This window comes from Mesorhizobium sp. M1B.F.Ca.ET.045.04.1.1, assembly GCF_003952465.1.
In the GTDB taxonomy this organism is placed as follows: domain Bacteria; phylum Pseudomonadota; class Alphaproteobacteria; order Rhizobiales; family Rhizobiaceae; genus Mesorhizobium; species Mesorhizobium shonense.
This window is the reverse complement of record NZ_CP034448.1, coordinates 5,692,954-5,708,241: the sequence shown is the minus strand read 5'-3', so window position 1 is coordinate 5,708,241 and position 15,288 is coordinate 5,692,954. Positions and strand designations below refer to the sequence as shown.

Sequence of the window (15,288 nt, the reverse complement as noted above, 5' to 3'; positions counted from 1 at the left end):
CAGCGCCGCGCTTCAGGCCATCGGCAGCGGCCGGCGCATGATCAGCGAGGCGTGGCCGCCGACGCCATGCGCGGCCGGCCGGCGCTCGACCACCTCGAAGCCGTGCTTGCGGTAGAAGGCAACCGCCCGGTCGTTGCCCTCGATCACCTCCAGCGCGATGCTGAGAATGCCGGCATGGGCGGCAAGCACTGCATGCAAAAGGTCGATGGCAAGGCCCCTGCCGAATTCCTGCGGCTCGATATGCAGCCGGTCGAGCATGACATCACCCTTCTCGTCCATCGCCGCCATCGCATAGCCGGCGATCGAGCCGTCGGTCCGCTCTGCGACGAACGACATCTTGTTGTCGTCGGCAAGTTCGGCCGCGAGCTTGTCGGGCGCGTGCTTCTCGTCGGAGAGCCTAGCCGTGGCGTCTTCGCCCATGATCGGCGAATAGGTACGCCGCCAGGACTGGCCGAGCAGCCGCGAGACGGCGGCCAGGTCGTTCTTCGTCATCGCCCTGATCTGAACCATCGCTATCTCCCTTGCTCGCCAGCGGCGACCTCTTGTGCCGCTTGCGCGAAGGTCTGGCAAGGCCGGCGGCCGGGTCTCCTTGAACGGGCTGACGAGGCGAAGTGTTCCGATGCTGCGGCGCACAAGTTGCGACAGCAGTGAGGGAGACATAGTCTCCGTTTCGCTGTCCCGAATAACCTCATGATTACAGCGCGTTGAAATCAAGACGGGTGCCAAAAAATTCCGGACCGGCGCCCTTGAAACCCCTTTGCGCCAGACTAGTTGCGATAGGCACGCGAGGTCCGGCTGCAGACCCTCGCGGAGGGAGGGATTCATGGCTGCCAAGGAAGTGAAATTCCACACCGAAGCTCGCGACAAGATGCTGCGTGGCGTCGATATACTGGCCGACGCGGTTAAGGTGACGCTCGGCCCCAAGGGTCGCAACGTCGTCATCGAGAAGTCGTTTGGCGCGCCGCGCATTACCAAGGACGGCGTGACCGTGGCGAAGGAAATCGAACTGGTCGACAAATTCGAGAATATGGGCGCGCAGATGGTGCGCGAGGTGGCCTCAAAGACCAGCGACATCGCCGGAGACGGAACCACCACCGCCACGGTGCTCGCCCAGACGATCGTCAGGGAAGGGGCGAAGGCCGTTGCCGCCGGCATGAACCCGATGGATTTGAAGCGCGGCATCGACAGGGCCGTGGAAGTGATCGTCGCCGAGCTCAAGGCCAATGCCCGCAAGGTGACCCGCAACGACGAGATCGCCCAGGTCGGCACCATCTCGGCCAATGGCGACGCCGAGATCGGCCGCTTCCTGGCCGAAGCGATGCAGAGGGTTGGCAATGAAGGCGTAATCACTGTCGAGGAGGCCAAGACCGCCGAGACCGAGCTCGAGGTGGTCGAGGGCATGCAGTTCGACCGCGGCTATCTCAGCCCTTACTTCATTACCAACCAGGACAAGATGCGCGCCGATCTCGATGAGCCCTATCTGCTGATCCATGAGAAGAAGCTGTCCAACCTGCAGGCGCTGCTGCCGATCCTGGAGGCGGTGGTGCAGTCGGCGAAGCCGCTTCTGATCATCGCCGAGGACGTCGAAGGCGAAGCGCTGGCGACGCTGGTCGTCAACAAGCTGCGTGGCGGCCTTAGGGTCGCCGCCGTCAAGGCGCCGGGCTTCGGCGATCGCCGCAAGTCGATGCTGGAGGACATCGCCATCCTCACCGGCGGCCAGGTCATCTCCGAGGATCTCGGCATCAAGCTGGAGAATGTCACGCTGGACATGCTCGGCCGCGCCCGGCGGATCACTGTCGAGAAGGAGAGCACTACCATCGTCGACGGCGCCGGGGCCAAGCCCGAGATCGAGGGCCGCGTCGCCCAGATCAGGCAGCAAATCGACGAAACCACTTCCGACTACGATCGCGAGAAACTGCAGGAAAGGCTGGCCAAGCTCGCGGGCGGCGTCGCTGTCATCCGCGTCGGCGGCTCGACCGAGGTCGAGGTCCGGGAGCGCAAGGATCGTGTCGACGATGCGCTGCACGCCACCCGCGCCGCGGTAGAGGAGGGCATCCTGCCCGGCGGCGGCGTGGCGCTGCTGAGAGCCGCAAAGGCGCTCGACGCGGCAGCCGTCGACAACCCTGACCAGAAAACCGGCGTCGAGATCGTGCGCCGTGCGCTGGAAACGCCGGTACGCCAGATCGCCGAGAACGCGGGCGCCGAAGGCTCGATCATCGTCGGCAGGCTGCGCGAGAACGGGCAATTCTCTTTCGGCTGGAACGCACAGACCGGCGGCTATGGCGACCTCTACGGCCAAGGTGTGATCGACCCGGCCAAGGTGGTGCGCACCGCCCTGCAGGACGCCGCCTCCATCGCCGGGCTGTTGGTCACCACCGAGGCGATGGTGGCGGAAAAACCGAGGAAGGAGGCCGGTCCCGCGACGCCTCCGGGGGCGGGAATGGACTATTAGAGCAGCGGTGACAGCTAATCTCCCCCTTGTGGGGGAGATCAGCGCTCCAGCTGCGCCAAATTGACTCACTCGCCGCTCTCCGCCATCCTAATAAGCGCCGCCCTTGAGCGGCAGCCTGTACAGAGTGAGGCCATGGCCAGTCCCGTCGCCAGAGAAAATTCCCGCCGCGCCGCGGTGAAGAAGGCGCTCGACCGCCACAAGATCTATGTCTCCGCGCAGAGCTTTTCCGGCGGCACCTATCAGGCGCGCGTGCTGGTTGACGGCGAGGCCTATTGGGTCGACGAGTTCCGGCTGAGCCAGCTGAGGCAAGGGTTGACGCCGGCCGAGCTGGAATTGACGCCGGCTACCGACGATTGAGCGTGATTTTCGTTCTTCCGCATCGCTGCTCCTTAGGAAAATCCGAAATGCTGGCGGGACAGTCCCCCCTCTGTCCTGCCGGACATCTCCCCCTCAAGGGGGGAGATCAGATGCTGCCGCTGCTTTCGCCAACCTCGGACGTTTTAAGGGGAGTGTCGGCGTTCGAACTGCCAATCTCCCCCCTAGAGGGGGAGATGTCCGGCAGGACAGAGGGGGGCGCGAAGGAACGCAGCCTCTGCGATTGTCTGCTTTGCGCTTTGGCATCTAACCCATGCCCTCGAAACTCAAACCCTACCGCGCCAAGCGCGAATTCAGCCGCACGCCCGAGCCAGCGGGCGGATCGGCAGGTGAGGGCGGCAACCGCTTCGTCGTGCACAAGCATCACGCCACTGCCGACCACTACGACTTGCGCCTCGAAGTCGGCGGCGTGCTGAAAAGCTGGGCTGTCCCCCGCGGCCCCTCGCTCAACCCCGCCGACAAGCGCCTCGCCGTCGAGACCGAGGACCACCCCATCGAATACATCGACTTCGAGGGCGTCATTCCCGAGGGCGAGTATGGCGGCGGGCCGATGATCGTCTGGGACACCGGCACGTGGGCGCCGATGGAGGATGTCGAAAAGAGTCTCAGGACGGGCGCCTTCAAGTTCCGGCTGGCCGGCCAGAAGCTTAACGGCGGCTGGATGCTGACCAGGCTGAAGCCGAAACCCGGCGAGGACGAGAACAAGAAGAACTGGCTGCTCTTCAAGGAGCGCGACCTCGCTTCCGACACCAAGCTCGACATCCTCGAAGCGCGGCCGGAAAGCGTGAAGTCGGGCCGCCGCATCGAGGAACTGGTGGCGCCGCCGAGCAGGCCGGAGCGCCTGCCGCCCAAGCCAGGCTCTTTGAAGCCCGGCGCGCTGCCGGGCGCGGTGAAGGGCGAGCCGCCAAGCCGGATAGAGCCGCAGCTTGCAACGCAGGTGACGGAGCCGCCCGGTGGGCCGATCGAGAACACCGGCACGCTCTGGCTGCACGAGATAAAATTCGACGGCTATCGCACCATGGCGCATGTGGTGGACGGTGAGGTGCGGCTGATCACCCGCGGCGGCATCGACTGGACCAAGCGCTATGGCGATCTTCCGCAAGCTTTCGCGCGCTTGCCGGTCAGCCAGGCGATCATCGACGGCGAGATCATGGTGCTCGACGACAAGGGCATCTCCCGCTTCGCGCTGCTGCAGGACGCGCTCGCCGAAGGCGCCGGCTCGAAGCTGCATTTCTATGCCTTTGACCTGTTGCATCTCGACGGTTGGGATTTGCGCAAGGCGCCGCTGCAAAAGCGTAAGGCGCTGCTTGCCGAGCTGCTCGCCGGTCAGGCCGCCAATTCCGCCATCCAGTACAGCGACCATGTCGAGGGCGATGGGCGCGGCCTCTACGACCAGGCGACGGAACTGGGGCTCGAAGGCGTCGTCTCGAAGCGCGCCGACGCCATCTACCAGAGCGGCCGCACCAAGAGCTGGACCAAGGCAAAGGCGCTCAAGACGGACGATTTCGTCATCGCCGGCTACACCGTTTCCGACAGGGCGGAAGGGCTGGCGGCGCTCGGCATGGCCGAGTTCGAGGACGGCGAACTGCACTATCGCGGCAAGGTCGGCACCGGCTTCGATGCCGGGATGGCGGCGGACCTGCTCGAGAGACTGGAGCGGCTGACGGCAGGCGCCACGCCGCCCGAAGGCGTGCCGCGCGAGGTGATGCGCGAGATGCACTGGGTGAAGCCTCTGCTCTCGGCCCGCATCCATTACTCGAACCGCACCGGCGACAATGCGATCCGCCATGGCGTCTTTCGTGGCCTGCGCGATGTCGGCGGCCTGACCACGCCGGTGCCGGTCAAGCGCAAGCGGCTGATCGCCGAATCCGACCTCGCCACCATCTGGGTCACCAATCCGGAGCGGCGCCTGTTCGGCAAGACCGGGCCGACCAAGCTCGACATCGCCGTCTATTACGCGCTGGTCGGCGATTTCATGCTGCCGCATATCATCGGCCGCCCGGTGTCGCTGGTGCGCTGCCCGACGGGCAAGCCGCAGGACTGTTTCTTCCAGCGCCACGCCTTCACAGGCATGCCGCCTTCGGTCGTCACGTTCGAGGCCACCAACTCCGAAGGCGAAACCAAATCCTACCTCTCGGTCGAGGGAGCAAAAGGCTATCTGGCGCTGGCGCAATTCGGCGTCGTGGAATTCCACACCTGGGGCACGCATCGCACGAAACTCGACAAGCCGGACCAGATGGTCTTCGACCTCGACCCCGGCGAGGGGATTTCGTGGCGCGAGGTGGTGGAGGCGGCCGTCCACATAAAGGGCGGGCTCGAAGGCCTCGGGCTGGTGCCGTTCGCGAAAACCTCCGGCGGCAAGGGCATCCACATCACGGTTCCGGTGACGCGCAAGCAGAACTGGAAGAAACTGCACCAGGCGAGCAGCGCCATTTCGACTTTCCTCGCTTCGACCGCGCCCGACACCTTCACCACGACGATGGGCAAGGAGAACCGCAAGAAGCGCATCTTCATCGACTTCCACCGCAACGCCCGCGGCCACACCTCCGCCGCGCCTTATTCGCTGCGCGCCCGCACCAACCTGCCGGCCTCGACCCCGGTGAGCTGGGCGGATCTGGAGACGATCGACGCGCCGGAGGATCTGAACTACGCCTCGCTGCCGGGATTGCTGGAGACGTCGGGCGATCCATGGGCGGAGATCGACGAGGCGGCGAGGGATTTGCCGGTGTTTGAGGGGAGCGGTAGCCCCTCGGCGTCGTCATTCTAGGGCGGAGCAAGGAGCGAAGCGACGCGCGCAGACCCTAGAATCCATGCCGTCACGCCCGAGCGCCGCAACGGTGCAGAACGTTCACCAGCCAATCCCGCGAAAGAGCTCGAACCATTCCGGATTGGTCTTCTCGATCAATTCAATCTTCCATTGGCGTGGCCAGCGCTTCAATGACGTCTCACGCTGGATGGCGTCGGTGATGTCGAAATACTCCTCGTACCAGACCAAGCGCTGTACGCCGTAGCGGCTGGTGAAGCTGGAGCCTTGGCCGGTCTTGTGCTCGGGCATTCGACGGGCAAGGTCGCTGGTGACGCCGATGTATATCGTGCCGCCTTTCTGGCTTGCGGTCATGTAGACGTAGCCTGTCATGCTGCGATCTTAGCTGGCACTGTCGCCAGCCGCTATTCTGAACCGTTGCATTCTTCGGCCGAGGTAACGGCATGGATTCTAAGGTCTGCGCGCGTCGCTTCGCTCCTTGCTCCGCCCTAGAATGACGAAGTGTCGAGGCCTCCTGCCAATCGCCGGCATCTCGACCCACCTCCATCGACGCTCGCTACAATTTGAACTATCCTCCGGTCTGCCCCGAAAACACTTCGCTAGGGTTTTGCTCGTAAGCTCAGGGGTCGGTGTAGGATTTCCACGGCGCCAACCGTCCTTCGGACGAAGCGCTGCAGAGAGCATGATCCCACAAAGTGGGAACCGGTTTTTGGAGGAGATCATGCTCAAGCTAGAATGTCAGTGCATGGCCGCGTAGGAGTTCATCATGGCGCCCAGGGCAAGTTGGAAAGGTTACCTCAAGCTCAGCCTCGTCAGCTGTCCGGTCCGGCTTTATCCGGCCACCAGCGCGAGCGAACGCATCTCGTTCAACCAGTTGCACAAGAAGACCCACAACCGCATCAACATGAAGCCGGTCGACCCTGAGCTCGGCCTTGTCGAGCGCTCGGACCTGGTCAAAGGCTACGAATACGAGGACAAGCAGTACATCATCATCGATGACAGCGACCTCGAAGCGGTCCGGATCGAATCCAACCACACGATGAACATCGAGGCTTTCGTTGATGAGAGCGAGGTCGATGTCATCTATCAGGACTCGCCCTATTATCTCGCGCCCGACGGGGCCATGGCGGAGGAGACCTTCGTGGTGCTGCGCGAGGCGATGCGCAAGTCCGGCAAGCTGGCGATCGCGCGCCTTGTGCTCTCCAGCCGCGAGCGCGTGGTGACGATCGGCGCGCGCGAGAACGGCATGTTCGTCTGTACCTTGAGGAATCCCAACGAAGTGCGTGGCACGGCTGAATATTTCGGCAACATCCCGGCCGGCAAGCCGGACCCTGAAATGCTCGACCTCGCCCAGGCGCTGATCAAGCAGAAGGAAACCCACTTCGATCCGAAGAATTACGAGGATCGCTACGAAGTGGCGCTGATGGCGATGATCCGCGAGAAGCTCAAGGGCCATAAGCCGATCATTGCGGCGGCACCGGAGCGCGGCAACGTCATCAACCTGATGGATGCGCTGAAGGCCAGCCTGTCGCAGCAGGCGAAGCCCCCGGCCAAGTCGAAGAGCAAGGCCGACGAGGCGCCGGCCAAGCCCGCCAAGAAGGCGGCCGCCGGCGGCGGCGCGCCTGAGAACCCGCTGAAGGCGAACCTGCTGAAGGCCGTCGGCAAGAGCAAGAAGTGACCGGAGGGCCGGTGATCCTCCCCGGCGCCGTCTTCGGCGTCGTCGGCGCGCTGGCCGCCTTCCCATTGCGCCTCGCCGCGCGCGAGGTCGAGCGCCGCCATGCGGAGCTGAGGCGCGGCGTCACCCGCCGCACCACGCATGTCCTGTTCGGCCGAGCGCTTCTCGCCAGGGCGGCGCTGGCGAAAGCCGGCGATGCCGAGATCGAGCGCCGCGCGAAGGCCGAGCGCGAGGCCGGGCGCCAGCTCGTCAGCGAGAACGGTTTTTTGCGCCTGCTCGGGTTGATGAAGGCGCCCGACGCCTCGTCGCTGTCCAGGCAATCGCTGATCGACCAGTCGCGGCTTGCCGGTGAGGATCTCGATATGCTGTCGCTGTTCGACGCTTTCGAGCACGACTCCGAACCCTATTCTTTTCGCGACCTGATCCTGGCCAGGAAATATGCCGGGCTGATCGCCAGCGGCGCCGCCTGGGGCGCAATCGCGCGCTCGGTGCATCGCTCCGGCCCGGTCGCCTCGCTCACAGCCAAGTCGCTCAACCTCGGTTCGCAGCATGGCCGGCCGGACGCGATCTATCTCGACGAAGGCAGGAGCGAGCTCGACGGCCAGCTGCTGTTCGATCTCGGCTCGCCAAATTCAGGAATGTTTGGAGACGACACGCTTGAGGAGTTGTTCGCCGAGGCGGAAGCCGTGGAAGAGGAGGGGCGCCACGACGACGCGGCCGCGCTCTACCAGCGCTGCCTGGCTATCGACCCGAAGGACGCGATCGCCGCCTTCAACCGCGCCAACTGCCTGCGCGGCGCCGGCCGCGTGGCGGAAGCCGCGCATGATTATGCCCGTGCGATAAAGCTCGATCCGGGCTTCGTCGAAGCCTGGTTCAACCTCGCCGGGCTGATGAGCGACGAGGGCAAGGTTGCTTCGGCAAGGCGCCATCTACAGAGGGCGATCGCGCTGGACAAAGCCTACGCCGATCCGGTGTTCAACCTCGCCCGGCTGGAATTCGATGCCGGCAATCTGGCGGAGGCGCGCCGGTTGTGGGTGCGCTATCTGGAACTCGATGCTGAGTCCGAATGGTCGCGGATTGCACAGAAGGGGGTACAATTCGTGGATCTGCACATGGCAAGAGAGCGAGATGTTCGCGCTTGAACATCCCCCTCTGTCCGGGAGGACAGAGGGGGTGTGACGGGACTCGGCCTCTGCAAGAAGGCCACCCCATGACCCGCTTCCTCTTCGACGGCCCCGACACCGCCCCCGTCACCATCCTTCTCGCCCACGGCGCGGGCGCGCCGATGGACTCGGCCTCGATGGCCGCCACGGCAAAAGCACTCGCCGCGGCCGGCTTCCGCGTCGCGCGCTTCGAGTTCCACTACATGGCCGCGCGCCGCTACGGCCACCGCAAGCCGCCGCCTCGTGCCGAGTCGGTGAACCCGGAATACATCAAGGCGATCGCCGATCTCCGGGCCAAGGGCGTGACCGGCAAGCTGATCATCGGCGGCAAGTCGATGGGCGGGCGCGTCGCCTCCATGGTCGCCGACGAGATGTTTGCGAAAGGCGAGATCGCCGGGCTGGTCTGCCTCGGCTATCCGTTCCATCCGCCGGCCAAGCCCGAGCAGCTCCGGACAAAACATCTCGCCGACTTGAAGACGCCGACGCTGATCTTCCAGGGCACGCGCGACGAGTTCGGCACCAAGGACGAGGTCGCGACCTACGGGCTTTCCGCGGCAATAGAGGTGGTCTGGCTGGAGGACGGCGACCACGATCTGAAACCGCGCAAGGCGATTTCGGGGTTTTCGACGGCGGATCATTTGAAGATGGTGGCGGAGACGATAAAGGCCAGGCTGGCGCCATCGACTTCGTCATCCTAGGGCGGAGCAAGGAGCGAAGCGACGCGCGCAGACCCTAGGATCCATTCCGTGAGATTAAGGCGTTGCAACGGAGCAGAATTCTGCCCCGCCGTGTACCACGACAAGCGTCACGGCATGGATCCTCGGGTCAAGCCGAGGATGACGAAGAGAAAGGCGTCTCCCCGCACTCCAGATGAAACTAGCCACCTTCAACATCAACAACATCAACAGCCGGCTGGAAAACCTGCTCGCCTGGCTTGCGCGCGCCAAGCCCGACGTCGTCTGCCTGCAGGAACTGAAGGCGCGCGACACGCAGTTTCCGCTGACCCGGCTCGCCAAGGCCGGGTACGGCGCGGTGTGGAAGGGCGAGGCGACCTGGAACGGCGTCGCAATCCTCGCGCGCGGCGCCGAGCCGGTGCTGACCCGCGACGCGCTGCCCGGTGACGATGCCGACCGCCAGGCGCGCTACATCGAGGCAGCGGTCGATGGCATCGTCATTGCCTGTCTCTATGCGCCGAACGGCAATCCGCAGCCGGGGCCGAAATTTGCCTACAAGCTCGCCTGGCACGAGCGCTTCGCGGCGCATGCGGGCGAGTTGCTTGACACCGGGCTGCCGGTGGTGCTGGCCGGCGACTACAACATCGTGCCCGAGCCGCGCGACATCTACCCCACCCGCTCCTATGACGAAAACGCTCTGGTGCAGCCTGAAAGCCGCGCCGCCTTCGCCGCGCTGATCGAGCAGGGCTGGACCGACGCGCTGCGAAAAGTCTTCCCGAAAGAGGAGAAGCTTTACACCTTCTGGGATTATCGCCGGAACCGCTGGCCGCGCGACGCGGGGTTACGACTCGACCACATCCTGTTGTCGAAGAAACTGGCGCGCAAGCTGAACGGAGCGGGCATCGACCGCGAGGTGCGGGGAGGGGACAATCCCAGCGACCACGCGCCGGTGTGGGTGGAGCTGGGGTGAGGGGCCTCTGGAAAACTCCAGGCTTTGTGTTCCTTCGCCCCCCTCTGTCCTGCCGGACATCTCCCCCTCGAGGGGGGAGATCGGATGTCACGCCGGCTTTCGCCAATCGCCAGCGTTGCAGAAAGGGCGCCGTCGCCGAAGCTGCCAATCTCCCCCCCAAAGTGGGGGAGGTGTCCGGCAGGACAGAGGGGGCGCTGTCCGCCGGCGTCTCCACGTTTGATGTCAGCATCTCGCAAGTAATGGCTGTGCAGCAACGACGTCTCACGCTAGCTTTTGCAGGACTTGGAGGGGGCTCGGACTTTATGCTTTTCATCTTGGATATTTTTCTCAAGCCATCGCTCGCCCATCATCATGGCTGACAACGCCCTCGTTCTCTTCATTTCCGCCCTCGTTCTCGCCGGCGCCGTCGCCCTCATCGTTCTGGCATTGCGCTGGCGGCGCAAGCGCCGCAGGGCGCGCGGCAACCCCGACCCAAGCCGCGACTATGCGCCTCACAGTGCCTGGGGCCCGACATCCGGCAAGCTGAATTTCTCGTCCTTCGTCTTCATGGATGTCGATCGCGACGGGACCTATGGCCAGGCTGACCGCCCGATGGCCGGCATCGCGGTGCGGCTGTTCGACGGAGAGGGCCGCTTCCTAGCCCTGTCGCGGACCAATCCTGCCGGCTTTGCCAATTTTCCGATGTCGTCGAAGCGGCGCAGCGCGGCGATCCGCGCGCCCGGCACCTACCGCTTTTCTGTCTCGGTGCCGCCGGGCTGGCGCGCCAGCGGCGCCAACGAGAACCAGCTTGTGCGTCTGGCGGACGCGCCCGGCTCGCTCGTCGGGCTGGCCGGGGAGGGCCTGCCAAGGCCGGTCGGCCTCGCGCCGTTGCGCACGGTGAACGGCAGGATGCCCGTTGGGGCGGTAGCTACGCTGTCGGTGATGGGCAGGGGCAAGGTGCTCGAAAGCCACGCGCTCGGTCCGGCAGCCGCTTTCCGCTTCCCTGTTTCCGGCGAGGCCGATCAAGTTGCGATAGCCGGCGGCGGGCTCGACCGGCGCCTCGCGCTGTCGGCCTATCCGGCCGAACTTGGCCTGCTTGCGCCCGGCGCGCTCGGGGCCGATGCGGCGCTCATCACCATCGGCTTCGACGATGTCACCACGCGCGGCCTGTGCAAGATCCCGTCGGGCCATGCCGGGCTCGACTGGTACAATCTCAACGCCATGGCGCGCGATCACACCAAGAACAGCGAGGGCTATGTCAACGGCAACGTCTCGGGCGCCTACATTGCCTATACCAGCAGCGGCCATCCGGCGGAGTTCGCTCGCGCCGCGCCCTTCGGCTTCGATTCGGTGATGCTGACTGCGGCCTGGCTGGGTTCAGAAGGTGAGACCGCACTGGTCGAAAGCTGGCTGGGGGACGAACCGGTCGCGCGCGATGAGATCACGCTGTCGGCGCTGGCGCCGGTTCACTACGCGCCGATGTTGAAGGCGGTGACGCGTGTGCGCCTGTCGACGAAGCATCACTGGCAGATGGTGCTGGACGATCTGGTGCTGGCGCTCTGATGCGTGTGGGCCACGCGCGGCCTTGCCTGAATGCAACGCGCTTTCGTGCTAAGGCGTGTTGAGATTCAGGTGATGCCGACCTGCAAATGCCGGTTTCCTGCGCTTCCGGCCTTCGCCGGCCGAAGCGCTCATGAGTGGCGTGGCAGTTAAATTAAGGCTACGGCCGGCGTAGGCCGGTGCTCACGTACTTCAAGTACGCTCCGCGCCGGTTCTCCGAAACCACCATTTTCGGCTCGGCCTGACCTGAATCTCAACACGCCCTAGAGCGTAACGAGGGAGCCGCCGCCATTGGCCGTGACCGCCGAAAGCCTGCCCTTCTTTACCAGCGCGGGCTTCTCATAGATTTTCTTCATGGCGCGTCTCCCGGATTCCCCGAATCGAGACAAGCCAACAAGCAGCCTAGACAATATAGGCCGTGTCGCTTGTCATCAAAACTATGGACCAGCCTTGGCGGCACTGCCACCAGACGGTTCTAACTGTTCCGATCAGCCCGGCGGCGGGAGGATGATAACGGAGCCGCCGTTAACGACCGCCGTTACCGCCGAGAGCTTGTCCTTCTTGACCAAGGCCGGCTTTTCATAGGCTTTCTTCATGATTGAGATTCCCCCGATAGAATCCTCTATGAACAACGTTTTCAAAATCTCCGCGGTTCGGCTCAGCCCGGAATCACGGGGCCAGAGGCGGCGCCGTTGTCTGCCGTGACAGCCGAAAGCTTGCCTTTGCGGACAAAAGTAGGCTTCTCGTAAATCTTCTTCATGCTATAGCCCTCCTGAAAAATCCCGCCGGATAATGTCATATGGGCGTTTGCTGTCAACTAACGCGGGTGGTCGAGCGTTTTATTCTTGGGGAGTGTGGCTTTCTGCTCACGGGTCGTCGCTTAATGGAGCGAGAGACGTCTGCGCGTCCGGCTTAGGCGGCGGGATATTTGTCCACTGGCCGAGTAAACCCGAAATCCGGCAGCCGGCTGGAACGAAGAAGACATACGCATTTATCTTTCCTCGTGTGATGGCTTGCACTTAGCCTTGGAAAGAAGCTCGGCTAGGATGGCTGATGCGCCTTCCGCCATTGTGTGGGGAAGGCGCGGGGGGCGCCGACGGCAAGCTTCTCACCGGCGGCATCGACCGCACCATCCGCGACTGGCCGGCGGCAGGTGGAGAGGGAGTGGTGCTGTTCGCGGGGCGCCGGAGTAAAAAAGGGAGAGGTCCACACCGCGGATATTCCAGAACAGCGCGGCTTGCGCTAATGATTACTTGTGGGCTGCAAATGGGTGGGGGACCGTGAGCAATAACGATTGGCCGATTGAAACGGACACAACTGTTTTCTACCCGCCTGCGCGGCGTCGCCGAAGAGTCTTTCCTATCATCCTGATATCGCTGACAGCCTTCGTGCTGTTTTGGCCGGCGCGAAACTACTACGTGCAATGGTCGGCCATAAGGAAAATGCAAGCTGCTGCCCTGGCCAAGGATTATGCCGAAGAGTTCCATCAGTTGACGGTGCTGGCGAACATGGGCAACCGGGATTCGCAGGGCTATCTCGGCGCGATGTACTGGCGCGGCGAAGGAACCGCACAGAACGATGAGCAGGCAGTCTTCTGGTGGCGTAAGTCCGCGGACGGTGGAAATGCGGAGGCCGAAGCCGCCCTTAGTCAGGCTTATTCTCTTGGGCGCGGTGTCGCGAAGGACGACCAGCTCGCCGTCACCTTGGCGCGAAAGGCGGCGGATAAGGACAACGCAAATGGTCAGTACCAGCTAGCTGTCCTGTACTCACAAGGCCACGGACGGAGCAAGAGTGACGAGCAGGCACTCTACTGGTGGCACAAGGCTGCTGATGTGGGAAGTGTCGAGGCCGCGTACAGTCTTGGCCAGGCTTACTTTAATGGCCTGGGTGTCAAGAAAGACGACAAAATGGGAGTGACGTGGACTCGAAGGGCGGCCGACAATGGAAATGCAGAAGCCGCCTACGTCCTCAGCAAGGCCTACAAGTTCGGTCTAGGTGTCGATAAGGACAGCCAGCTCGCAGCGACATGGGCGCGCAAGGCTGCGGATCAGGGAAACGCCGACGGCCAATACATGCTCGGCGTTCTCTACCACCTGGGCGAGGGGCTGGCGCAGGACGAGAAGCTGGCGTTTCAATGGTGGATGAAGGCTGCTGCTGGTGGTGTCGTGCAGGCGCAATACAGTGTCGGCACCGCGTATGCCACTGGAAAGGGCGTCGGCAAGGATAATGCCCAGGCATTTCTTTGGACGAGCAGGGCGGCCAACCAGGGTGACGCCTTAGCACAATCAAGCCTGGGTACGATGTACTGGCTTGGTATGGGCGTGCGGCAGGATGATGTTCAAGCCGTTGCCTGGTGGCGCAAAGCTTCGGAGCAAGGCAACGCCGAGGCACAGTTGTCGCTGGGGAATGCGTACTTGAAGGGCAGGGGTGTTGCCCAGAGCCGCCGGGATGGTGCAGTCTGGTGGCTCAAAGCCGCGGACGCAGGCAGCGCGGACGCTCAAGGTCAACTCGGCATTCTGTACCACCAAGGCCTCGGCGTTGCTCGGGACGACCGGTTGGCGGTCAAATGGTGGACGAAGGCTGCGGCCAGCGGTGTTGCGGTGGCACAGTACAGTCTCGCAAACGCGTATCGCACGGGAAATGGCGTTGCCAGGGACGACGCCCAGGCATTCTACTGGATGAACAAGGCAGCGGATCAAGGCACCCCCCTGGCGCAATCCGCGCTCGGCGGGATGTATGCCGTCGGCGCGGGTGTTCCGCAGGACTACGCTCAAGCCGCGATCTGGTGGCGCAAGGGTGCCGAGGCAGGAAATGCCGAAGCCGGCTATAATCTTGGTCGGGCCTATTTGCTCGGCGAAGGAATCGAGCAGGACGACGGGTTGGCCGCCAAATGGACGCAAATGGCCGCCGACGGAGGCAATGCCGATGCCCAGTACCAGCTAGGCATTCTGTACCATGAAGGTCGCGGATTTGCCCGGGATGGCGGATTGGCCTTCCAGTGGTGGATGAAAGCTGCGGTCAACGGGCATGCCGTCGCGCAATACAATATCGGCACAATGTATGGATTGGGACAGGGCGTCAAACAGGACGACGCCCAGGCACTCGCCTGGTTGAGCAAGGCTGCTGAGCAAGGCAACGCAATGGCCGAGGAGGCGGTCGGGAACGCCTATTCCACGGGTACCGGTGTCTCGGAGAGCAAGGCGAATGCAATTGCGTGGTGGCTCAAGGCCGCACGGCAGGGAAATCTAAATTCGAAGCTCAGCCTGGCTTACGCATATGCAAACGGCGTAGGCGTCGCCAGGGACGACAAGGCCGCTGAGACCTGGTGGCTTGAGGCAGCCCAGGCTGGCAATGTCGATGCCGAGTTCAGCCTTGGTACGCTCTACTTTCGGGGGATTGACGGCAAGCCGAACTACCCGGAAGCAACCAAGTGGTTCCTCAAGGCGGCCGAGCACGGCAACACGCAGGCCAAGACCTATATCGAGCTCATGAAGGAAAACGGTCAGTTTGATAGCAAAACGCTGTGAGCTGAGATGCCTGCAATTGACAACTGGTAAGAGCGGCTGAGCGCGTAATCTCCCTCAATGGGCCCCACAAGGAGGGATCAGCAGCGTTGGCGGCGCCACCATTCCTGCAACGCCGGCGATTGGCGAAAGCTAGCGCGCCAGCCAAGCTC

The 15,288-nt window shown here is 63.6% G+C and carries 14 protein-coding genes; 9 read left to right on the top strand and 5 right to left on the bottom strand.

What is annotated here, in order from left to right; genetic code table 11:
* Positions 1–12: 12 nt before the first annotated feature.
* Positions 13–510, bottom strand: a complete 498-nt coding sequence (locus tag EJ071_RS28280) for an N-acetyltransferase (protein ID WP_126100793.1) — start codon at positions 508–510, stop codon at positions 13–15.
* Between the two features lie 313 nt (positions 511–823).
* Here EJ071_RS28280 and groL point away from each other — a divergent pair, with 313 nt between their 5' ends.
* The 3 genes from groL (at position 824) to ligD (ending at position 5,594) form a co-directional block, all read left to right on the top strand.
* Positions 824–2,452 (top strand): chaperonin GroEL, encoded by a 1,629-nt coding sequence (gene groL, locus EJ071_RS28275; RefSeq protein WP_126100792.1) that lies wholly within the window; start codon positions 824–826, stop codon positions 2,450–2,452.
* A 132-nt stretch (positions 2,453–2,584) separates the two neighbouring features.
* Complete coding sequence (locus EJ071_RS28270; protein WP_126100791.1) at positions 2,585–2,809, top strand: hypothetical protein; 225 nt, start codon at positions 2,585–2,587, stop codon at positions 2,807–2,809.
* Positions 2,810–3,080: 271 nt separating this feature from the next.
* Positions 3,081–5,594, top strand: coding sequence for a DNA ligase D (gene ligD / locus EJ071_RS28265; protein WP_126100790.1), 2,514 nt, complete (start codon positions 3,081–3,083; stop codon positions 5,592–5,594).
* 81 nt (positions 5,595–5,675) lie between these two features.
* On the opposite strand, the gene EJ071_RS28260 is transcribed toward ligD, so the two are convergent.
* Positions 5,676–5,963, bottom strand: coding sequence for a GIY-YIG nuclease family protein (locus EJ071_RS28260; protein WP_126097029.1), 288 nt, complete (start codon positions 5,961–5,963; stop codon positions 5,676–5,678).
* 394 nt (positions 5,964–6,357) lie between these two features.
* On the opposite strand from EJ071_RS28260, the gene EJ071_RS28255 reads away from it, so the two are divergent.
* The 5 genes from EJ071_RS28255 to EJ071_RS28230 all read left to right on the top strand — a co-directional run bounded on the left by EJ071_RS28255 (position 6,358) and on the right by EJ071_RS28230 (position 11,615).
* On the top strand, positions 6,358–7,269 hold the full coding sequence (locus tag EJ071_RS28255) for a Ku protein (protein WP_059188181.1): 912 nt from the start codon (positions 6,358–6,360) through the stop codon (positions 7,267–7,269).
* Positions 7,266–8,408, top strand: coding sequence for a tetratricopeptide repeat protein (locus tag EJ071_RS28250; protein ID WP_245459998.1), 1,143 nt, complete (start codon positions 7,266–7,268; stop codon positions 8,406–8,408). Before EJ071_RS28255 ends, EJ071_RS28250 begins: the two co-directional genes overlap by 4 nt.
* Positions 8,409–8,476: 68 nt before the next feature.
* Entirely contained in the window at positions 8,477–9,127 is a 651-nt protein-coding gene (locus tag EJ071_RS28245) for an alpha/beta family hydrolase (protein WP_126100789.1), read from the top strand.
* A 172-nt stretch (positions 9,128–9,299) separates the two neighbouring features.
* Positions 9,300–10,073: an exodeoxyribonuclease III gene (locus EJ071_RS28240; RefSeq protein ID WP_126100788.1), complete on the top strand. Its 774-nt coding sequence runs from the start codon at positions 9,300–9,302 to the stop codon at positions 10,071–10,073.
* Positions 10,074–10,424: 351 nt separating this feature from the next.
* Positions 10,425–11,615, top strand: coding sequence for a hypothetical protein (locus tag EJ071_RS28230; protein WP_126100787.1), 1,191 nt, complete (start codon positions 10,425–10,427; stop codon positions 11,613–11,615).
* Between the two features lie 260 nt (positions 11,616–11,875).
* Here EJ071_RS28230 and EJ071_RS28225 read toward each other — a convergent pair whose 3' ends face one another.
* The 3 genes from EJ071_RS28225 to EJ071_RS28215 all read right to left on the bottom strand — a co-directional run bounded on the left by EJ071_RS28225 (position 11,876) and on the right by EJ071_RS28215 (position 12,372).
* Positions 11,876–11,968, bottom strand: a complete 93-nt coding sequence (locus tag EJ071_RS28225; protein WP_126100786.1) for a lasso RiPP family leader peptide-containing protein — start codon at positions 11,966–11,968, stop codon at positions 11,876–11,878.
* Positions 11,969–12,100: 132 nt separating this feature from the next.
* Positions 12,101–12,208 carry a putative RiPP precursor gene (locus EJ071_RS28220; protein WP_126100785.1) on the bottom strand — a complete coding sequence of 36 codons (108 nt, stop codon included), beginning with the start codon at positions 12,206–12,208 and terminating at the stop codon, positions 12,101–12,103.
* Positions 12,209–12,270: 62 nt separating this feature from the next.
* Positions 12,271–12,372: a putative RiPP precursor gene (locus EJ071_RS28215; protein WP_126100784.1), complete on the bottom strand. Its 102-nt coding sequence runs from the start codon at positions 12,370–12,372 to the stop codon at positions 12,271–12,273.
* Between the two features lie 520 nt (positions 12,373–12,892).
* Here EJ071_RS28215 and EJ071_RS28205 point away from each other — a divergent pair.
* A complete protein-coding gene (locus EJ071_RS28205; protein WP_126100782.1) occupies positions 12,893–15,139 on the top strand; it encodes an SEL1-like repeat protein in 2,247 nt (748 codons plus the stop codon).
* Positions 15,140–15,288 lie beyond the last annotated feature (149 nt).